Origin of the sequence: Desulfurella sp., from assembly GCF_049977265.1 — a bacterium.
Taxonomy (GTDB): domain Bacteria; phylum Campylobacterota_A; class Desulfurellia; order Desulfurellales; family Desulfurellaceae; genus Desulfurella.
Map to the genome: position 1 here is coordinate 4,193 of NZ_JBMFGQ010000009.1, position 17,183 is coordinate 21,375.

18 protein-coding genes are annotated in these 17,183 nt (G+C 32.5%); all 18 read left to right on the forward strand.

The features are described 5' to 3' along the window. Window positions 1-338: 338 nt before the first annotated feature. The 18 genes from mobB (at window position 339) to ACP5FO_RS03075 (ending at window position 17,159) form a co-directional block, all read left to right on the forward strand. A complete protein-coding gene (gene mobB / locus ACP5FO_RS02990; protein ID WP_428157001.1) occupies window positions 339-848 on the forward strand; it encodes a molybdopterin-guanine dinucleotide biosynthesis protein B in 510 nt (169 codons plus the stop codon). After that, window positions 845-1,879 carry a glycosyltransferase family 4 protein gene (locus ACP5FO_RS02995; protein ID WP_428108878.1) on the forward strand — a complete coding sequence of 345 codons (1,035 nt, stop codon included), beginning with the start codon at window positions 845-847 and terminating at the stop codon, window positions 1,877-1,879. Before mobB ends, ACP5FO_RS02995 begins: the two co-directional genes overlap by 4 nt. 62 nt (window positions 1,880-1,941) lie before the next feature. Beyond that, window positions 1,942-2,703, forward strand: coding sequence for a lysophospholipid acyltransferase family protein (locus ACP5FO_RS03000; protein WP_428108872.1), 762 nt, complete (start codon window positions 1,942-1,944; stop codon window positions 2,701-2,703). Further along, the gene (locus tag ACP5FO_RS03005) at window positions 2,691-3,224 is read left to right on the forward strand and encodes a D-glycero-alpha-D-manno-heptose-1,7-bisphosphate 7-phosphatase (protein WP_428108866.1); all 534 of its coding nucleotides are present in this window, start codon (window positions 2,691-2,693) and stop codon (window positions 3,222-3,224) included. Before ACP5FO_RS03000 ends, ACP5FO_RS03005 begins: the two co-directional genes overlap by 13 nt. Continuing rightward, window positions 3,194-3,790, forward strand: a complete 597-nt coding sequence (thiE, locus tag ACP5FO_RS03010; protein WP_428157002.1) for a thiamine phosphate synthase — start codon at window positions 3,194-3,196, stop codon at window positions 3,788-3,790. The genes ACP5FO_RS03005 and thiE overlap by 31 nt, the downstream gene beginning before the upstream one ends. Continuing rightward, a complete protein-coding gene (gene moaA / locus ACP5FO_RS03015) occupies window positions 3,778-4,740 on the forward strand; it encodes a GTP 3',8-cyclase MoaA (RefSeq protein WP_428108858.1) in 963 nt (320 codons plus the stop codon). Before thiE ends, moaA begins: the two co-directional genes overlap by 13 nt. Before the next feature lie 3 nt (window positions 4,741-4,743). Further along, window positions 4,744-5,220, forward strand: coding sequence for a cyclic pyranopterin monophosphate synthase MoaC (moaC, locus tag ACP5FO_RS03020; RefSeq protein WP_025392651.1), 477 nt, complete (start codon window positions 4,744-4,746; stop codon window positions 5,218-5,220). Between the two features lie 70 nt (window positions 5,221-5,290). Beyond that, window positions 5,291-9,112 (forward strand): EAL domain-containing protein, encoded by a 3,822-nt coding sequence (locus tag ACP5FO_RS03025; protein WP_428157003.1) that lies wholly within the window; start codon window positions 5,291-5,293, stop codon window positions 9,110-9,112. Between the two features lie 4 nt (window positions 9,113-9,116). After that, on the forward strand, window positions 9,117-9,530 hold the full coding sequence (locus tag ACP5FO_RS03030) for a PadR family transcriptional regulator (RefSeq protein WP_025392649.1): 414 nt from the start codon (window positions 9,117-9,119) through the stop codon (window positions 9,528-9,530). Next, entirely contained in the window at window positions 9,527-9,838 is a 312-nt protein-coding gene (locus tag ACP5FO_RS03035) for a DF family (seleno)protein (RefSeq protein WP_092127765.1), read from the forward strand. Before ACP5FO_RS03030 ends, ACP5FO_RS03035 begins: the two co-directional genes overlap by 4 nt. A gap of 108 nt (window positions 9,839-9,946) precedes the next feature. Continuing rightward, on the forward strand, window positions 9,947-10,684 hold the full coding sequence (modA, locus tag ACP5FO_RS03040) for a molybdate ABC transporter substrate-binding protein (protein ID WP_428108844.1): 738 nt from the start codon (window positions 9,947-9,949) through the stop codon (window positions 10,682-10,684). A 58-nt stretch (window positions 10,685-10,742) separates the two neighbouring features. After that, the gene (gene modA / locus ACP5FO_RS03045; RefSeq protein ID WP_428157004.1) at window positions 10,743-11,414 is read left to right on the forward strand and encodes a molybdate ABC transporter substrate-binding protein; all 672 of its coding nucleotides are present in this window, start codon (window positions 10,743-10,745) and stop codon (window positions 11,412-11,414) included. Window positions 11,415-11,428: 14 nt separating this feature from the next. After that, entirely contained in the window at window positions 11,429-12,274 is an 846-nt protein-coding gene (modD, locus tag ACP5FO_RS03050; RefSeq protein ID WP_428108834.1) for a ModD protein, read from the forward strand. 82 nt (window positions 12,275-12,356) lie between these two features. Then, complete coding sequence (locus tag ACP5FO_RS03055) at window positions 12,357-13,172, forward strand: electron transfer flavoprotein subunit beta/FixA family protein (protein WP_428108830.1); 816 nt, start codon at window positions 12,357-12,359, stop codon at window positions 13,170-13,172. A gap of 11 nt (window positions 13,173-13,183) precedes the next feature. Next, window positions 13,184-14,194 (forward strand): electron transfer flavoprotein subunit alpha/FixB family protein, encoded by a 1,011-nt coding sequence (locus ACP5FO_RS03060; RefSeq protein ID WP_428108825.1) that lies wholly within the window; start codon window positions 13,184-13,186, stop codon window positions 14,192-14,194. An 11-nt stretch (window positions 14,195-14,205) separates the two neighbouring features. Further along, window positions 14,206-15,507 carry an FAD-dependent oxidoreductase gene (locus ACP5FO_RS03065; protein ID WP_428108820.1) on the forward strand — a complete coding sequence of 434 codons (1,302 nt, stop codon included), beginning with the start codon at window positions 14,206-14,208 and terminating at the stop codon, window positions 15,505-15,507. After that, on the forward strand, window positions 15,504-15,779 hold the full coding sequence (locus ACP5FO_RS03070; RefSeq protein ID WP_025392642.1) for a ferredoxin family protein: 276 nt from the start codon (window positions 15,504-15,506) through the stop codon (window positions 15,777-15,779). The genes ACP5FO_RS03065 and ACP5FO_RS03070 overlap by 4 nt, the downstream gene beginning before the upstream one ends. 69 nt (window positions 15,780-15,848) lie before the next feature. Next, entirely contained in the window at window positions 15,849-17,159 is a 1,311-nt protein-coding gene (locus tag ACP5FO_RS03075; RefSeq protein ID WP_428108815.1) for a citrate (Si)-synthase, read from the forward strand. Window positions 17,160-17,183 lie beyond the last annotated feature (24 nt).

Sequence of the window (17,183 nt, forward strand, 5' to 3'; positions counted from 1 at the left end):
TTTGTTGCATTAGCTGGTGCAGCTGTTGCGTTTGTTGCATTAGTTACATTGGTAGTGTTTGTAGTGTTAGTTGCGTTTGTTGCCTGTTTTTTCTGGCAAGACGCAAGTGTTAAGCTTGATGCTACTACCACTGCTAATGCTGCTGTTTTAAAGCTTTTGCTCAATAAGTTTGACATTGTCTAAAACCTCCTCAAATGTCACTCTTAGATTAAGGTAATATACACAAAAAATACAAATTTGCAAGAAAAATCTCATTGTAATTAACATTAGCAACACAGCAAAAGCTAAAGTTTGACTAATCTTTATTAACTCATATAATGATTTTTGGAGGTTTCAAAATGAGTTATGTGTTAGGCGTAATTGGACATTCTAATGTAGGAAAAACTACATTAATAGAACATATTATAGCTGAGCTTAAAAAAGAAAATAAATTGATAGGAGCTATAAAGCATGATGTGCATGATTTTGAGATAGATCACAAGGGTAAAGATACATATAGATTAAAATCGGCTGGGGCAAGTTGTGTTGCTATATCATCTCAAAATAAATGGGCATTAATTCAAGATGTTGATAAAGAAAAAGCGCTCAAAGAGATTTTATCTTTTTTTGATAATTGCGATTATGTATTTGTAGAAGGCTATAAGCTTGAGGATATACCAAAAATTGAAGTCTATAGAAGCGAATTTAGCTATACGCCCCTTGTACAAAGTGGTATAGAAAATGTTATACTTGTTGTAACAGATGAGCCTCAAAGGCACTTTGGTGTACCAACAAGGCACATTGATGACTACAAAGGCATTGTGGAGTTTATAAAACACCACGAGCATGTTTCGAAAATGAAAAAATGAATATATTGCAAATAGAACCAGCATTTTCTCTTTCTGGTGGTGCAAATCAGGTTGTATTAAATACTAAAGAGCTCATTAGAAGAAACCATAGAGTTTTTGTAGCAACAATTAAAGATTCTTATGTTTACAAAAATCTTGATGGATATTGTGAAATTATAGAAATTTTTAATGATAATAACAGATCTGCAAAAATCATAAAGGATTTTTTAAAAAAACAACACATTGATATAATTCATACACACCACCCAAAAGGTCATGCAATAGGTTTAAAATCTGTTGGGTTTAAGAAAAAAGAAAAACTAGTTGTCCAACGCGGTGTTATTTTTACGCCACAAAATTTATTCAAATATCTAAACCCAAAAATTGATGCGTATATTGCAAATGCTATGGCAGTTGAACGCTCACTAAGAAAGATTTTTATAAGTAAAAAAAAGATTCATATAATCTATAGCGCCATAGATCAAAACTCACTTGAATATATAGATAGAAAAGCTGCAAGGCAATATCTTGGTTTAGATGGTTTTGTATTTGGTATTATTGCAAATTATTCAAGCTACAAAGGCCATGATTTGCTTCTTGAATCTTTTGCTGTTTCAAAATTAAATGCCACGCTTGCAATAATAGGCAAAGATACGCACAATCTTTTAGACAAATGCAAAATGCTTGGTATATTAGACAGAGTAAAAATATATGGTCTTGTTGAAAATGCAGGGCGCTTTATGAGCGCGTTTGATTATCTGGTTGTGCCATCTTTAAAAGAGGCTCTATCCAATGTTATAATAGAAGCATTTTTTAGAAAAGTACCTGTTATTGGTACAAATATTGGTGCTATACCAGAACTACTCGAAGACCACAGAGGAATTTTGGTTGAGCCTACAAAAAAAAGCTTATCAGATGGCTTAATTAAAGCCTATATTGGCAAAGATAGCAATTTGATAAATAATGCTTATAAATTTGCAACAGAACATTTGACAATAGAAAAAAAAATAGATAAATTGGAAAGCTTGTATGAAAGGCTTATTTTAAAATGAAATTTATTTTTAGATTATTTAGAGCTTTACCATATCATATATTAGTTTGTTTTTTTAGCATTATGAGTATTTTGCTGTATTTTATTTTGACAAGCAGAAGAAAAATTGGTTTGAAAAATATTGAATTAGCCTTAGGTGTTGATAGAGCAAAAGCAAAAAATATACTTTTTAAAACTTACCTTTATTTTGCTAAAATGGTTGCGATAAACATTAAATATCTGGGGAATAAAAAATTCATAGAAAAACATTTTAAGATAGAAGGATTGGAAAACTTTGAAGAAGTTTTAGCGCATAATAGAGGCGTTATTTTTACAACTGCCCATTTTGGCAATTTTGAGATGCTTGTGTGTGGTTTTGCTGTATTAAAGCAATCAATTAATGTAATGGTAAGACCACTTGATAATATGGCTCTTGACAGGCTTGTTTTAAATTTAAGACAGTCTTGTGGCAATAATATTGTATCATCCAGGCTTTCAACTTTTGAATTTTTAAATATGCTTAAAAAAAATCAGATACTTGGAATACTTGCAGATCAGTATGGAGGCTCAAAAGGTTTAGAAGTGGATTTTTTTGGAAAAAAGGCAAAATCATCAGAAGGCATAGCTATACTTTCATACAAAAATAAAACGCCAATCTTGCCAGCATATTTAAAAGAAGAAGGCAAAACATACAAGATAGTTATAAAAAAACCTATATATCCAAAAGATGAGCCATTTAGGCAAGCCGTATATACAATAATGCGTAGCATTTACGCAGAATTTGAAGATTGGATAAAAAAAGAGCCAACAAAATACTTATGGATGCACAATAAATGGAAAACCTAGCAGTTTTTTTGGATAGAGACGGTACAATTATTAAAGACCCGGGGTATTTGAAGCGCTTTAGTGATATTAGACTTTTGCCTTACACAAAAAAAGCTCTTGAGTTATTTGCCAAGATGCATTATAAAATTATAGTAGTTACAAATCAATCAGGTATTGCGCGCGGTTATTTTAGCGAAGAATTTGTAATAAAAACTCACGAGATAATAAACAAACGTTGTTCGAATTTGATAGATGCTTTTTACTATTGCCCGCATTTACCTGAAGATAATTGTGCTTGCAGAAAACCAAAAACAGCTTTAATCGATCAAGCAATTGCTGATTTTAATATAAAAAAAGAAGGCTCATATGTTATAGGTGATAAAGAAACGGATATTGAGCTAGGCTTAAATGCGGATATTGAGCCAATTTTGGTATTAACTGGAGAAGGCAAAAAGTATAAATCAACAACAAAAGCATCTTACATATTTAAAAATTTATATGAGGTAGCACTATGGATTTACCAAAAGGTTTCTATGGCATAACGCTTGAAACAGATAGTATAGGCACATGCAAAAAGCTATTAAATTTTGGCGCACAGATGATTCAATACAGGGCAAAAAATCTATCAAGCAAGCAAATGCTAAATGAATGTTTTCAAATAAGAAGTCTTACAAAACAGGCCAATGTTTTGATGATTGTAAATGATAGGGTAGATATTGCCTTGATTGTTGGCGCAGATGGTGTTCATGTGGGGCAAGATGATATACCACCATCAAGTTTGAGAAAAATCGTGCCTAATAACTTTATCATTGGTTTATCAACACACTCTATAGAGCAAGTTTTAAGCCCGGAAGTTGATTTTGTAGATTATATCGGTGTTGGGGCAATATTTGAAACAAGCACAAAAGACACAGTGGTAATTGGTCCACAACTTGCCAAACAAATGGTTAGTTTATCCAAAAAGCCAGCATACCTTATAGGTGGCATAAAGTTATCCAATATAGATAGCATAAAAGGCATTGGTGCTTATGGCTTTACAAGCATATCGGATGTACTGTATAATGATTATGAGCATTTTTTGGAGATGATAAAAAAGTGGAACAGTTGATAGATCCTTTTGGTAGAAAAATAGATTACTTAAGGATATCCGTTACAGACAGATGCAATTACAGGTGTGTGTATTGTATGCCGCTTGAAGGTGTACCTTTCAAAGATATGAGCGAGATTTTGACTTATGAAGAAATTGTGCTGTTTGCAAAAGCCGCATATGATCTTGGTGTTAGAAAAATTAAATTAACCGGCGGAGAACCTTTGGTTAGAAAGCACATATACAGGCTTATCAAGATGTTAAAAGATATTGGCTATAGCGATATATCACTTACAACAAACGGTAGTTTGCTAAAACACTATGCACAATTGCTTAAAGAAAGCGGACTCAATAGAGTTACGGTTAGTCTTGATACGCTTGATAAAGATAAATTTAGATCAGTTACAAGGCTTGGCAATTTAGACGATGTAATGTCAGGTTTCGATGAACTTGATAAGGCAGGTTTTACAAATACGAAAATCAACAGCGTAATTATGCGTACCTACAATATTGAGTGCATAGAAAATTTACTGAATTTTGCTATATCAAGAAATTACGAGATAAGATTTATAGAATATATGCCAACGGATTTTAATGAAAATTTTAAAGAAAATTTTGTATCCATAGATGAAATAAAAAGTATAATTAAAAATAAACACAGTCTTAGACAAACAAGCTATAAAACAAATGGGCCAAGTCAATATTGCGAAATTGAAAATACACGCGTTGGCTTTATTACACCTTTATCTCACAATTTTTGCGCTTTTTGCAATAGAATTAGACTTTCTTCTGATGGAAATCTGATACTGTGCCTTGGACACGATATAAAAATCAATTTTAAAGATGTTTTAAAACAAAAAGATCTAGTACAAATAAAAGAATTACTAAAAAAGTCTATAACAAAAAAACCAAAACAACATCAATTGCTTACAACAAATATCCATCAATCTTTTTCTAATATTGGAGGATAAAAAGTGGAATTTACGCATTTTAATAAGCAAAATAAGCCTACTATGGTAGATGTATCAAACAAAGAGGCAACGCTTAGAATTGCTAGCGCGCAAGCTATTGTTAGACTATCTAAACAAGCATACATTGCAGTTAAAGAAGGTACAGTTAAAAAAGGAGATGTATTGTCTGTGGCAAGTACAGCAGGCATAATGGGTGCAAAGCAAACGCCACACTTGATACCGATGTGCCACCCATTAAATATTGAGCAAATAAACATTGATTTTGAATTAAACGACGAAGATTGTACAATAAGAGTTATTTCTACTGCAAAAATAACAGCAAAAACGGGTGTTGAAATGGAAAGTTTGTGTGCCTGTTCTATTGCTGCTTTAACTATTTACGATATGTGTAAATCTATAGATAAATCAATTGAAATAACAGATATTTATCTGCTTAAAAAAAGTGGTGGCAAATCAGGTGATTTTGAAAGGCAACTCTAAATTTTAAAAATTTGCCCATTTCAATAAATTTGCTATAATAAATTTAGTTATGTAAGAAAAGTTCGAAAATATGAAAGATGTATTATTTAAAAAGTTACCCATAATTATTTATGAATCAATAGTTAGTATAAAAGGCGAAAATGTAGAAATAATAAGCATTGATTTACTGGAAAATACTTATGTTGAATCCTTAACGGGCTATACAAAAGAGGAACTATCAGATCCATTATTTTGGTTTAGCAAAATTCACGAAGACGACAAGCATACTATTTTAGAAAAATTATCCGCTTTAAAAACCGATGAATCAACAAGCTGTACCTACAGGTTTCTAACAAAAGATGGTTCATATTTATATTTAAAAAACAATGTCTATATACTTGAAAAAGACGGCAATACCTATAAAAATATTGGTTTTGTAGAAAATTTAACAGATGTATTTAATTTGCAAGTACAATTGCAACAATCACTTGATTTGTTTAGATTATTATCAGATGAATCGCCTGTTGGTGTTTACATGCTTGGTAAAAATTCTTATATTTATGCAAACAAAAAGGCTTTAGATATATTGGGATATACATTTGATGAAATAAAAAATATTAACCCCATTGACTTATTTTATGAAGAAAAAGATAGATACAAAATAAACGATATCTTACAAAGACGCTTTAGTGGAGAGAAATTTTCTTCAAATTATAGCGAAATAAAAATGATAAAAAAAGACAAAAGTATTATTTATGTAAATTTATCTGCAAATACTATTAAATACAAAAATGAGTATGTAGCCTTTGGCACACTTGTTGATATTACAGATCAAAAATTAATTGAAAAACTTTATTTTGTACTAAAAGAGATAAATAAACTAATTACATTTGTAAACGATGAAGCAGAGTTATTTGAAAGCGTTTGCAGAATTTTGGTTGAAAAGCTGGATTTTGAGCTTGCAAGTGTTGGTTGTATAAATGAAAATAGAGATTTTATAATAAAATATTTAAATGCTAAAAATGAATCAATTTTAGAAGATTTTAAGGCTTTAAAAATATCGGCCAATCAAAACCTGCCATACGGCACGGGAACTGTGGCAAAAGCTATACAAACAGGTAAAATTGCGTTAGTAGCAAATGTCAATTCAGATGAATCAATGTACTATTGGATTGATTACTTTAAAAAACATGATATCTTATCAGCTTGCGCAATACCTATAATGTTTAATCAAAGTATTGAGTATGTATTACTGTTACATTCAAAAATTATTAACCAATTTAATGAAAAATATTTAGATATATTGGAAGAAATAAAATCTGATATAAGTTTTGCGCTCCAGAAAATAAGGGATCAACAATACAAAACCATCCTGGATAAGGCTATATGGTCTTCTTCAGAATGGGTGTTAATTACTTTTGCTGATGGCACAATTGAGTACGCAAACAAAGCGGTAAGTGATATTTCCGGATACGATCTACAAGAATTAATCAATAAAAAACCTTCTATTTTTAAATCTGGATATCACAGCGATAAGTTTTATAAAAATATGTGGGATAGTTTGCTTAATGGAAAAAATTGTACATGTACTTTTGTAAATAAAAATAAAAAGGGTGAATTATTTTATCTTAATTCATTGATTATACCTGTTAAAGTTAATGGTAAAGTAAGTCGGTTTGTTGATCTTTCAAGAGACGTAACAAAAGAAATAAGGCACCTTCAAACAATAGAAAATTTGTCAAATATATATGCTACTTTGTCCGAAATCAATCAATTGCTTGTGTATGAAAAAAAAGAAGAAGCAATATTTAATAAAATAACCGAAATCTTAATCAAGTATGCAAAATTTAAAATTGCGTATGTAGCATTAACTGATGAAAACAACAATTTTTATATAGGTGCTTCAAGCTTAGAAAATCCATCCCATCAGGTTTTTTTAGATTTTGTATCTAAACAGTTCAATATTTTGAAAACTCAAGATAATGATAAATTTAATCTACATAGATTTCCCTTTTTTAAATCCGTTAAAAATAAACGTGTTTACATAATAAATGATGCAGATACAAAAGATTTGCGACCCTTTAATACTGAAGCTGCAAAAATTGGTATGCGTTCATGCTGTTCTATACCTATTATTAAAAAAAATAAATCAATTGGTGCTATTGTAGCTTTATCTGACAAAGCAAACTTTTTCAACAAAAATATATACGAATTATTAAAAGAAATTACACTGGATATAAACTATGCGCTTGACAATATAGAAGCTCAACGATGGCGTGATATTGTTATGCTTGCAATAGATAGAAATGAAAATTTAATTGGTGTTATGGATAAAAACTTTAGACTAGTATATGTAAATGAAGCTGTTGAAAAAATTACTGGTTTTACAAAAGATGAGGTTATTGGAAAACACCATTCTATTTTTAGTTCAAAAACACACAGCAAGGAATTTACAAAAAACTTTTACAAAACATTAGCTTCTGGTAAAATTTTTTCCGATGTTGTAACCTACAAAACAAAAGATGAAAAATTTTTTAGTGCACTTGTTAGTATTGTACCGTTCATAGAAAATAATCAAATACAGTACTATGTGAGTATTGCAAAAGATATATCAAAAGAAAAAACTCTCTATGAAAAGATCAATTATTTAACTAATTTTGATGCTTTAACCAATCTGCCAAAACGTCAGGCTTTTATAGATTACATTGAAAGATTTATAAAACGTGCAGAAATTGAAGATAAAATCGGAGCAATTGCCATTATAAATCCTATTAATTTTGGTAACATCAACAAAGCGTATGGTTTTGAATTTGGCAATGATCTTCTTAAAGCAATAGGTGAGAGATTGGGCAAAATAGTAAGGCAAATTGATATAGTTGCAAAGCTTGAATCGGATAAATTTGCGGTTTTACTTAAAGATCTTTCATTTGAAGAAGATAGTTTAGTTTTAATGGTAAACATAATAAAAGTTCTCTGTGATGATTATAATATAAATGGTACTATGGTAAAACTCTCTTTTAATGCGGGTGTGAGTTTATATCCAAAAGATTCAAAAAACCCAAAAGTACTTTTGGAAAAAGCAGAAATTGCAGTATCGGATGCTAAAGAAAAAGGAGAAGGGGCATTGGGTTTTTACAGACAGGAAGTAGAAGATAGTGCAAAAGAAAAACTCTCACTTAGGTACAATATAACAAAAGCACTTTCTAATAAGGAATTTTTGGTATATTATCAGCCTTATTTTGATACAAAAACAAAAAAAATCATAGGGGCAGAATGTTTGCTGAGATGGAAAAAAGGTGATAAAATTATACCGCCTTTAGAATTTATACCTTTTTTAGAAGAAACGGGCCTTATTTTGAATGTTGAAGAATGGTTAAAAAATGAAATAGCACAAAGTATTAGCTTAAGAAAAAATAAAATACCTATATCAATAAACATTTCACCAATAAGTTTTAAACAAAAAAGATTTATAGATGAAATTGCTTCTATAATAAATTTATACTCAATTGACCCTTCTTTGATTGTGATTGAAATGCTTGAACGTACATTTATAGAAGATTTGCCATATTATAAAGTTTTTTTGAATTCGCTTAAAAGTTACAATATAAAATTAGCTTTGGATGATTTTGGTACAGGTTACTCTTCTTTGTCTTATTTGAGTGAGCTACCATTTGATTATATAAAGATAGATATATCTTTTGTAAGAAAGATGCTTTTTGATTCAAAAGCAAAATCTATTGTTGAAACAATTATTTATTTATCACATAATTTAGGTATAAAGACAATAGCAGAAGGTATAGAAAATAAAGAGCAACTTGATATGTTAGAAAAATTAGGCTGTGATGCCATGCAGGGATTTTTATTATCAAAACCTATCACTAAGGAAGAATTTGATCGTTTAATAGGAGAATGATGCTATGAAAAATGTAGAAAATGAAACAAAACCGTCAGTAAAAATCAAAAGATGGTGTGAAAACTACCCAGCAGAGCGCCCACCCAGGTTTTTGAGGGCATTTATGTTGTATATTTTAACTCAAGGACCCAGACATGGCTTTAAAATTATAGAAGCACTCCAGGATATGGGTATAAAGTATGAAGATGTGGGTGACTTTGGCTATATTTACAAAACATTAAACGCTATGGAAAAAGATCACCTTATTGTTTCATCTTGCGACATTAATGATAAAGGTAGAGGTAATTACAAAAAAATCTACACGCTAACAGATAAAGGAAAAGCAGAACTCAAACTCTGGATCGTATCTTTAACAAATTTAAAAGAAAGTCTTGAGAGTTTTTTGCATGCATGTAAAAATATACAGGAGAGCTTATGAAAAAGATAGAATTTTTGTTTTTTAGCGGTTGTCCAAATTCTGAGCCTACTTATAACAATTTGATGGAAGCGTTAAAAGAATTAAATTTAAGTATTAATGTTGAAAAAATTGATGTGGAAACACTTGAAAAAGCTAATGAAGTAAATTTTTTGGGATCACCATCCATATATATTGATGGTGTTGATATTTATACAATGCAAAAACCAAAAGAAGTTAATTATGCCTGCAGGACTTTTGATATAGGTGGCAAAAAATCTGGTGTAATACCAAAAGAATTTATTAAAGATAGACTGAAAAGTTTTATTTAGTTTTCAAGTCTTACGTTAGCTTAAAATTTAATATATTTCATATTTAAAAAATATTTGCTTGACAATTAACGTTATATAAAATACTATATATCAAAAAGGAGGTGTATGATGAAAAAGTTACTTACTGTGTTATTTGTTATTTTTTTTGTTCATATGTCTTATGCAAATGAACTAAAAGTTGTGATTGCGCCAAACCTTGACAAAGTAATAAAACCAATCAATGCAGAGTTTGAAAAGTTAAATAAGGGTGTTAAAGTAGTAACCATACCACTTGTATCTGGCGCTGCTTATCAGCAGATTACAAATGGTTACCCTGTAGATGTTTTTATGTCAGCTGACGCAAAGTATCCACAAGAGCTGATAAAAAAAGGTTTTGGTGATGATTATTATATATATGCTATCGGTAAACTGGTAATTTGGACAAATAGCAATGTAAAATTGGACAAAGATTGTATAAACACTTGTCTTGATGGAAATGTATCGCATATTGCAATTGCAAACCCAAAACTTGCACCTTACGGAAGAGCTTCAATTGAAGCGTTAAAATCTGCCAATATTTATGACAGGCTAAAGCATAAGATAGTTTTTGCAAATGATGTATCACAGGCTCAACAGTTTGCTCAAACGCGTAGCGCTCAAATAGCTTTTATACCATTGGCTTTGGTAATTAAATCAAATGTAGGTCATTATTGTGAAGTTGACCAAAATTTATACAAACCTATAAAACAGGCAATGGTTGTAATAAAATCTTCAAATGAAAAAGAATTGGCTAAAAAGTATGTAGATTTTATTAAATCAAATCAAGCAAAAGAAATATTTAAAGAATTTGGGTATGCTACGCCATAATTTATTTGTTATTTTTGCTTTTTTGTTTTTTTGTAATGTGAGTTTTGCTTCAAAGCTTGTGATAGTCTATACACCGAGTATGCAAGGACCCATAAAAACAATTAATTCGTTATTTGAAAAGCAAAATGGAAATATCGAAATTACAGCAATACCTATTATTGCTGGCGCAGCTTTTGAACAGATAAAAAATGGCTATCCTGCAGATATTTTTATATCGGCAGATACAATGTATCCCAAAAAACTTATTGAAGAGGGTTTTGCTTTAGAAAACTCATACTTTGTATATGCAAAAGGTGTGCTTGCCCTATATTCAAACCTTGAAAAGCTAAACAAACAAAGTTGTTTAGAAAACGTAAGTAAATTTCAAGGCTATATTGGTATAATTAACCCAGAGCTTGGTCCATATGGCAAGGCAGCAATGCAGGCTTTAGAAATCTCACATTTGCTATACGAGACTCAAAAAAGGTTTGCACAAGGAAAAGATGCGCTTCAAGTGTTGCAATTTGCTCAGACAAAAAGTGTATCTATGGCTTTTTTGCCACTTTCATTGGTAATAAATGAAAAAAGTGGTAATTATTGCATTGTAGATAAGAAATTATACTTGCCAATAAACCAAGCAATGGTTATACTTAAATCGTCAAAAAATAAAAATGAAGCAATGAAGTATTTAGAGTTTATGAAATCAAATAAAGTAAAAGAAATATTAAAAACTTACGGTTTTGAAGCTTAATTTTGGGAGTTTCAATGATTTATTTTTCATGTGAGGAAATAGACAAACTAATTAGCGATGATTTAGCCTACAGCGATTTGACAACTGATATTTTAGACATTGATGGTGATTGTAAACTAGAGTTCATTGCAAGGCAGGATCTGGTAGTCTGTGCAAGTGAAGAAGCAAAAAGTGTATTGAAAAGGTTTGATTTAAAGATAGAAACACTTGTGCCATCCGGGAGTTTTGTCAATAAAGGTCAATTGTTGCTTTCAGCATATGGAAATTTCAAAAATGCACAGAGTTGCTACAGGATTTGTTCCAATTTAATGGAACACGCCAGTGGTTTGGCTACAAAAACAAGAAATTTTGTAGAATTGGCAAAAAGCCAAAATCCAAGTATCAGAGTAGCCACAACAAGAAAAACCTTTCCATTTGCAAAAAAACTTTCAATCAAAGCAATTTTAAGCGGTGGAGCAAGTGTCCACAGACTTGGTTTATCAGAAAGTATTTTGATTTTTAAAGAGCATATCATGTTTATGGGTGGTTTTGAAAAGTTACTTACCAAAGTAGACGAGATTAAACGCAAAGCTTACGATAAAACGGTGTGTGTTGAAGTTGAAAATCTTGATGAAGCAATTTATTTGGCAAAAGCTGGTATTGAATTTTTACAACTTGATAAATTTGATATAGAAAAAACCAAACAAGCCACAGAATCTTTAAGAAAAATTAATAATTCCATAAAAATTGCTGTAGCTGGCGGCATTAACGACAGCAATGTAGTAGAATACGCAAAAACCGGTGTTGATTCTATTGTTACTTCCTGGTTGTATTTTGCAAAACCAGCCGATATTGGAGTAAAGTTTACAAAAATCGGATAATATTCCACTTTGTGCTTGACATATTTTTATTTTTGTATAAAAATAAAATAACTATATGGCAAAATCAAAAAGGAGGTTTTGAGTGCATTCATTAGTTTTTATTAAGCAAGTTCCAGATGCGGCTCAAGTCAGGGTTGATTATGAAACCGGTACACTTATAAGAGAAGGCGTACCAGCTATAATTAACCCGTTTGATACGCATGCTATTGAAGCAGCAGTCCAGATAAAGGACAAATTTGGTGGTAGTGTATCTGTTTTGTGTATGGGCCCTCCTATGGCAGATGAAGCTTTAAAAAAAGCACTTGCTATGGGTGCAGACAATGTGTTTTTACTAAGCGACAGGGTTTTTGCAGGTTCTGATACCTTGGCTACAAGTTATGCATTGTGGGCTGGTGCTCAAAAAGTGATACAAGAAATTGGTCCAGTTGATATATTTTGGGCAGGAAAACAGGCAATCGATGGAGATACAGCTCAAACTGGCCCAGGTATAGCAACACGCTTTGATGTTCCTTTGGTTACATATGCAGTTGAAATTAAAGAGGTTGACCCTTCCGCAAAAAAAATTCAGGTTGTTAGGCTTTTAGAAGGAGGTACAGAGACTGTAGAGGTTCCGATGCCATGCATGATTACTACAGAAGAAACGCTTAACCATATAAGGTTTGCTCCCTTACCATACTTTATAAAAGCAGCTAAGACGCCTGTGGTTTTGCTTAATTCGACAAATACAACAATAGACGCATCTCAATGCGGTTTAAAAAATTCGCCTACAAAAGTTAAAAAAGCATTTACGCCTCCAAAAAGAGAGCGTGGAGAAATTATTGAAGGTAGTTTAGATGATATAATTAGTTCAGTTTATGTAAAAATAGAGCCAATGCTTAAGCAGTTGGGAAAGGTTTAAGGGGTGGATAGATGATTAAGCAAGATATTTCACAATATAAAAATGTATGGGTTTTTATAGAGCACAATGAAGGTAAAATAGAAAGAGTGTCTTTGGAATTGCTAAGCAAAGGTGCAGAACTTGCAAAAGATTTAAATTGTGAGGTGTGTGCCTTTACTGTTGGCGATAAAACAGAGCAATTTGCAAAAGAGGTTGGAGAATATGGCGCAAAAAAGTTTTATATTATTGAAAATCCTGTATTAAAAGAATATAGAACTGAACCATGGAGAGATGCAATCGTGTATTTAATCGATAAATATAAACCTGAAGTAGCTTTAATAGGAGCGACAACGCTTGGCAGAGATTTGGCAGGCACAGTTGCAACAAAGCTTTCTGCTGGTTTAACGGCTGATACCACAGCCCTTGATATTGACCCATCCAATAAAAACCTTTTAATGACGCGTCCTACTTTTGGTGGTAACTTGATGGCTACAATATTTTGTCCAGACAATAGACCTCAAATGTCAACTGTGCGACCTGGTGTTTTTAAAGCTGTGAAGAGTCCTACAACTCCGGAAATAATAAAAGATAAGTATGATATTACAGAAGACAAAATAGTCAAAAAAATTATTGAGAAAATTCAAACAGGCGAAGAAAAAGTAAACTTAAGTTTTTATGAAATAATAGTTGCTGGTGGTAAAGGAATAGGTAAGAAAGAAAACCTAAAAATTCTTGAGGATTTGGCAACTGCGCTTGGTGGTACATGGGCGGTTTCGAGAAAAGTTGTTCAATCGGGTTGGGCACCACAATCAAGACAGGTGGGGCAAACCGGTCAAACTGTTCACCCAAAAATTTACATTGCAGCAGGTATTTCTGGCGCAGTGCAGCACGTTGCTGGTATGAAATCCTCAGATATTATAATTGCAATAAACACTGATCCTCAAGCACCAATATTTGAAGTAGCGACATACGGTATTATAGGCGACTGTTTGCAAGTATTGCCAAAGATGACAGAAATATTTAAACAAAAGTTGCAAAAATAGGGAGAGAGAATATGAGAAAAAAGGATTTTGATGTTGTTATAGTAGGTGCTGGGCCTGCTGGATTAGCTGCAGGTTATGTTTTAGCTAAAGCAAAAGTCAACGTAGCAATTATCGAGCGTGGCACATTTCCTGGCTCAAAAAATGTAATGGGTGGTATATTTTATAGACAAGCTTTAGATGATCTAATGCCTGACTTTTATAAAGAAGCTCCACTAGAAAGGCACATAATTGAGCAGAAAGTGTGGTTTTTATCTGAAGATTCAGTTTTTTCTACAGGGATTAAAAGCTATAAATATAACAAAGAACCATATAATTGTTTTAGTGTGTTCAGGGCAAAATTTGACAAGTGGTTTGCACAAAAAGTCCAGGAAGCAGGTGCTCTAATTATAAATGAAACTGTGGTAAAAGATCCAATAGTTGAAAATGGTAAAGTTGTTGGTGTGAAAACGGATAGACCAGATGGTGACTTATACTGCGATTGCGTAATAGCAGCAGATGGCGTAAATTCATTTTTGGCAAAATCTTTAGGTTTAAGAGAAAAAATTACACCAAATAAAGTTGCAATAGCTGTGAAAGAGATTATTGGCTTACCGGAAAACGTAATTAATGACAGGTTTGGTGTGTCAAATGATTCAGAAGGTGTAACAATTGAAATCACAGGTCCATATTTTGAAGGTATGGAAACCATGGCTTTTATATATACAAATAAGAATTCTATATCCTTAGGCGTTGGCACAATTATCGAGGATTTGATAGAGCACAAAGTAAATCCAAATGATTTAATTGAAAAATTCAAGACGCATCCTGCCATTGCGCCTTTGATCGCGGGTGGAGAAACAAAAGAATATTTGGCTCATATGATACCAGAGGGTGGTTATTACGCTGTACCCAAGCTTTATACAGATGGATTTATGGCAGTAGGTGATGCAGCGATGCTTGTCAATAGCGTACACAGAGAAGGCTCAAATCTTGCCATTGAATCTGGAAAATTAGCGGCACGTACATATTTGGAAGCAAGAGAAAAAAGTGATTTTAGCTCAAAAGCCTTGAGTGGATATCAAGCAAAAATGGAAGAATCTTTTGTACTCAAAGATCTCAAAATGTATCGAAACTTGCCTCATCTTCTTGAAGAAAAACGATACTTATTAACAAAATATCCGCAGTTGATAATAGATTCTATGTATAATATTTATAATGTTGATGGTATTTCAAAACCTGATAAAATTAAAGGCATTAAAGAGAAAGTTAAGAAAGAATTTGGTTATTGGAATTTGGCCAAAGACATGTTTACGTTATGGAGGAAATTAGGATGAGGATAGAAGATAAATTATATTTAGTCGGTTATAATGTAGACGAAGAAGGTTCCCATTTAGGTGTGAGTGACCCTGAAGCATGCAAAAAATGCCAGGGTAGACCCTGTACATATGTATGCCCAGCCAGCGTTTATACTTACGACGAAGAAGAGCAAAAATTATCTATAAACTACGATGCATGTGTGGAATGCGGTACTTGCAGGATTGCCTGTGATTATATTACATGGAGATACCCAAGAGGTGGCTTTGGTGTTGCTTATAAATTTGGATAGAATCATATTGACAAACAACTTAGTTAGAGTAAATTGTTAATTAGAAATTTTACGTAAGGAGGTTTTATTATGTCTTTTTTGAAGGAAAAACTAGCTGAGAAAATCGCTCAGCACAGGCCGCGCATCACAAAACTCAACAAAGAGTTTGGTAATGTAAAAATTGACGAGGTTACGATCTCGCAGGCTATTGGTGGGATGAGAGGCATTAAATCTTTGGTAACTGATATTTCTTACCTGGACCCAGAAGAAGGAATTAGGTTTCGTGGTTACACAATCCCAGAAGCATTAGAAAAATTGCCAAAAGTACCGGGTTCCGAGATGCCTTATGTTGAAGGTCATTTTTATTTACTGCTAACAGGCGAAATTCCAACAGAAAAAGAAGTTAAAGAAGTAGCAGAAGAGTTCAAAAAAAGAAGAGATTTACCTGAGTATGTAAAAGATACTCTAAAGGCTATGCCAAGGGATACTCACCCAATGACCATGTTTGCAGCTGGTATTTTGGCAATGCAAAGAGAGTCAAAATTTGCAGCATACTACAATGCTGGTAAATTTAACAAAAACACAGCCTGGGAGCCAATGTATGAAGATGCAATGGATTTGATGGCAAAGTTACCTTCACTTGGTGCATATATATATAGAATGAAATACAAGAGTGATACACATATACCATCAAATCCAAACTTAGACTTGGGTGGTGATTTTGCAAACATGATGGGCATTGATAGACCATATGATGATGTTGCAAGATTGTATTTTATACTGCACTCAGATCATGAAAGTGGCAATGTTTCGGCTCATACTGCTCACCTTGTAGCATCTGCATTGTCTGATGCATATTATTCATATTCTGCTGCCATGGGAGGCCTTGCTGGACCATTACACGGCCTTGCAAACCAGGAAGTATTAAAGTGGATACAAGAAACCATAGATAAGAAACTAGGTGGAAAGGTTCCAACCAAAGAAGAATTAAAGAAATTCGTAGAAGAAACACTATCAAGCGGTCAGGTAATACCAGGATACGGTCATGCAGTTCTAAGAAAAACAGACCCACGCTATATGGCACAAAGGGAATTTGCACAAAAGCACTTAAAAGATGACCCAATCTTCCAGGTTGTTTCAATGCTTTATGAAGTAGTTCCGCCGATTTTGTCTTCACTGGGCAAAGTAAAAGATCCGTGGCCAAATGTTGATGCACATTCTGGCTGCATCCAGTGGCATTATGGTGTTGTAGAGTATGATTTCTACACAGTATTGTTTGGAATTGGAAGAGCATTAGGTGTTCTTGCCAACCTTGTGTGGGATAGAGCACTTGGATATGCAATTGAAAGGCCAAAATCTGTTACCACAGATATGCTTGAGAAGTGGGCAGGAATTAAGTAATTTAAGTTTTAAAAAAGTCTAATT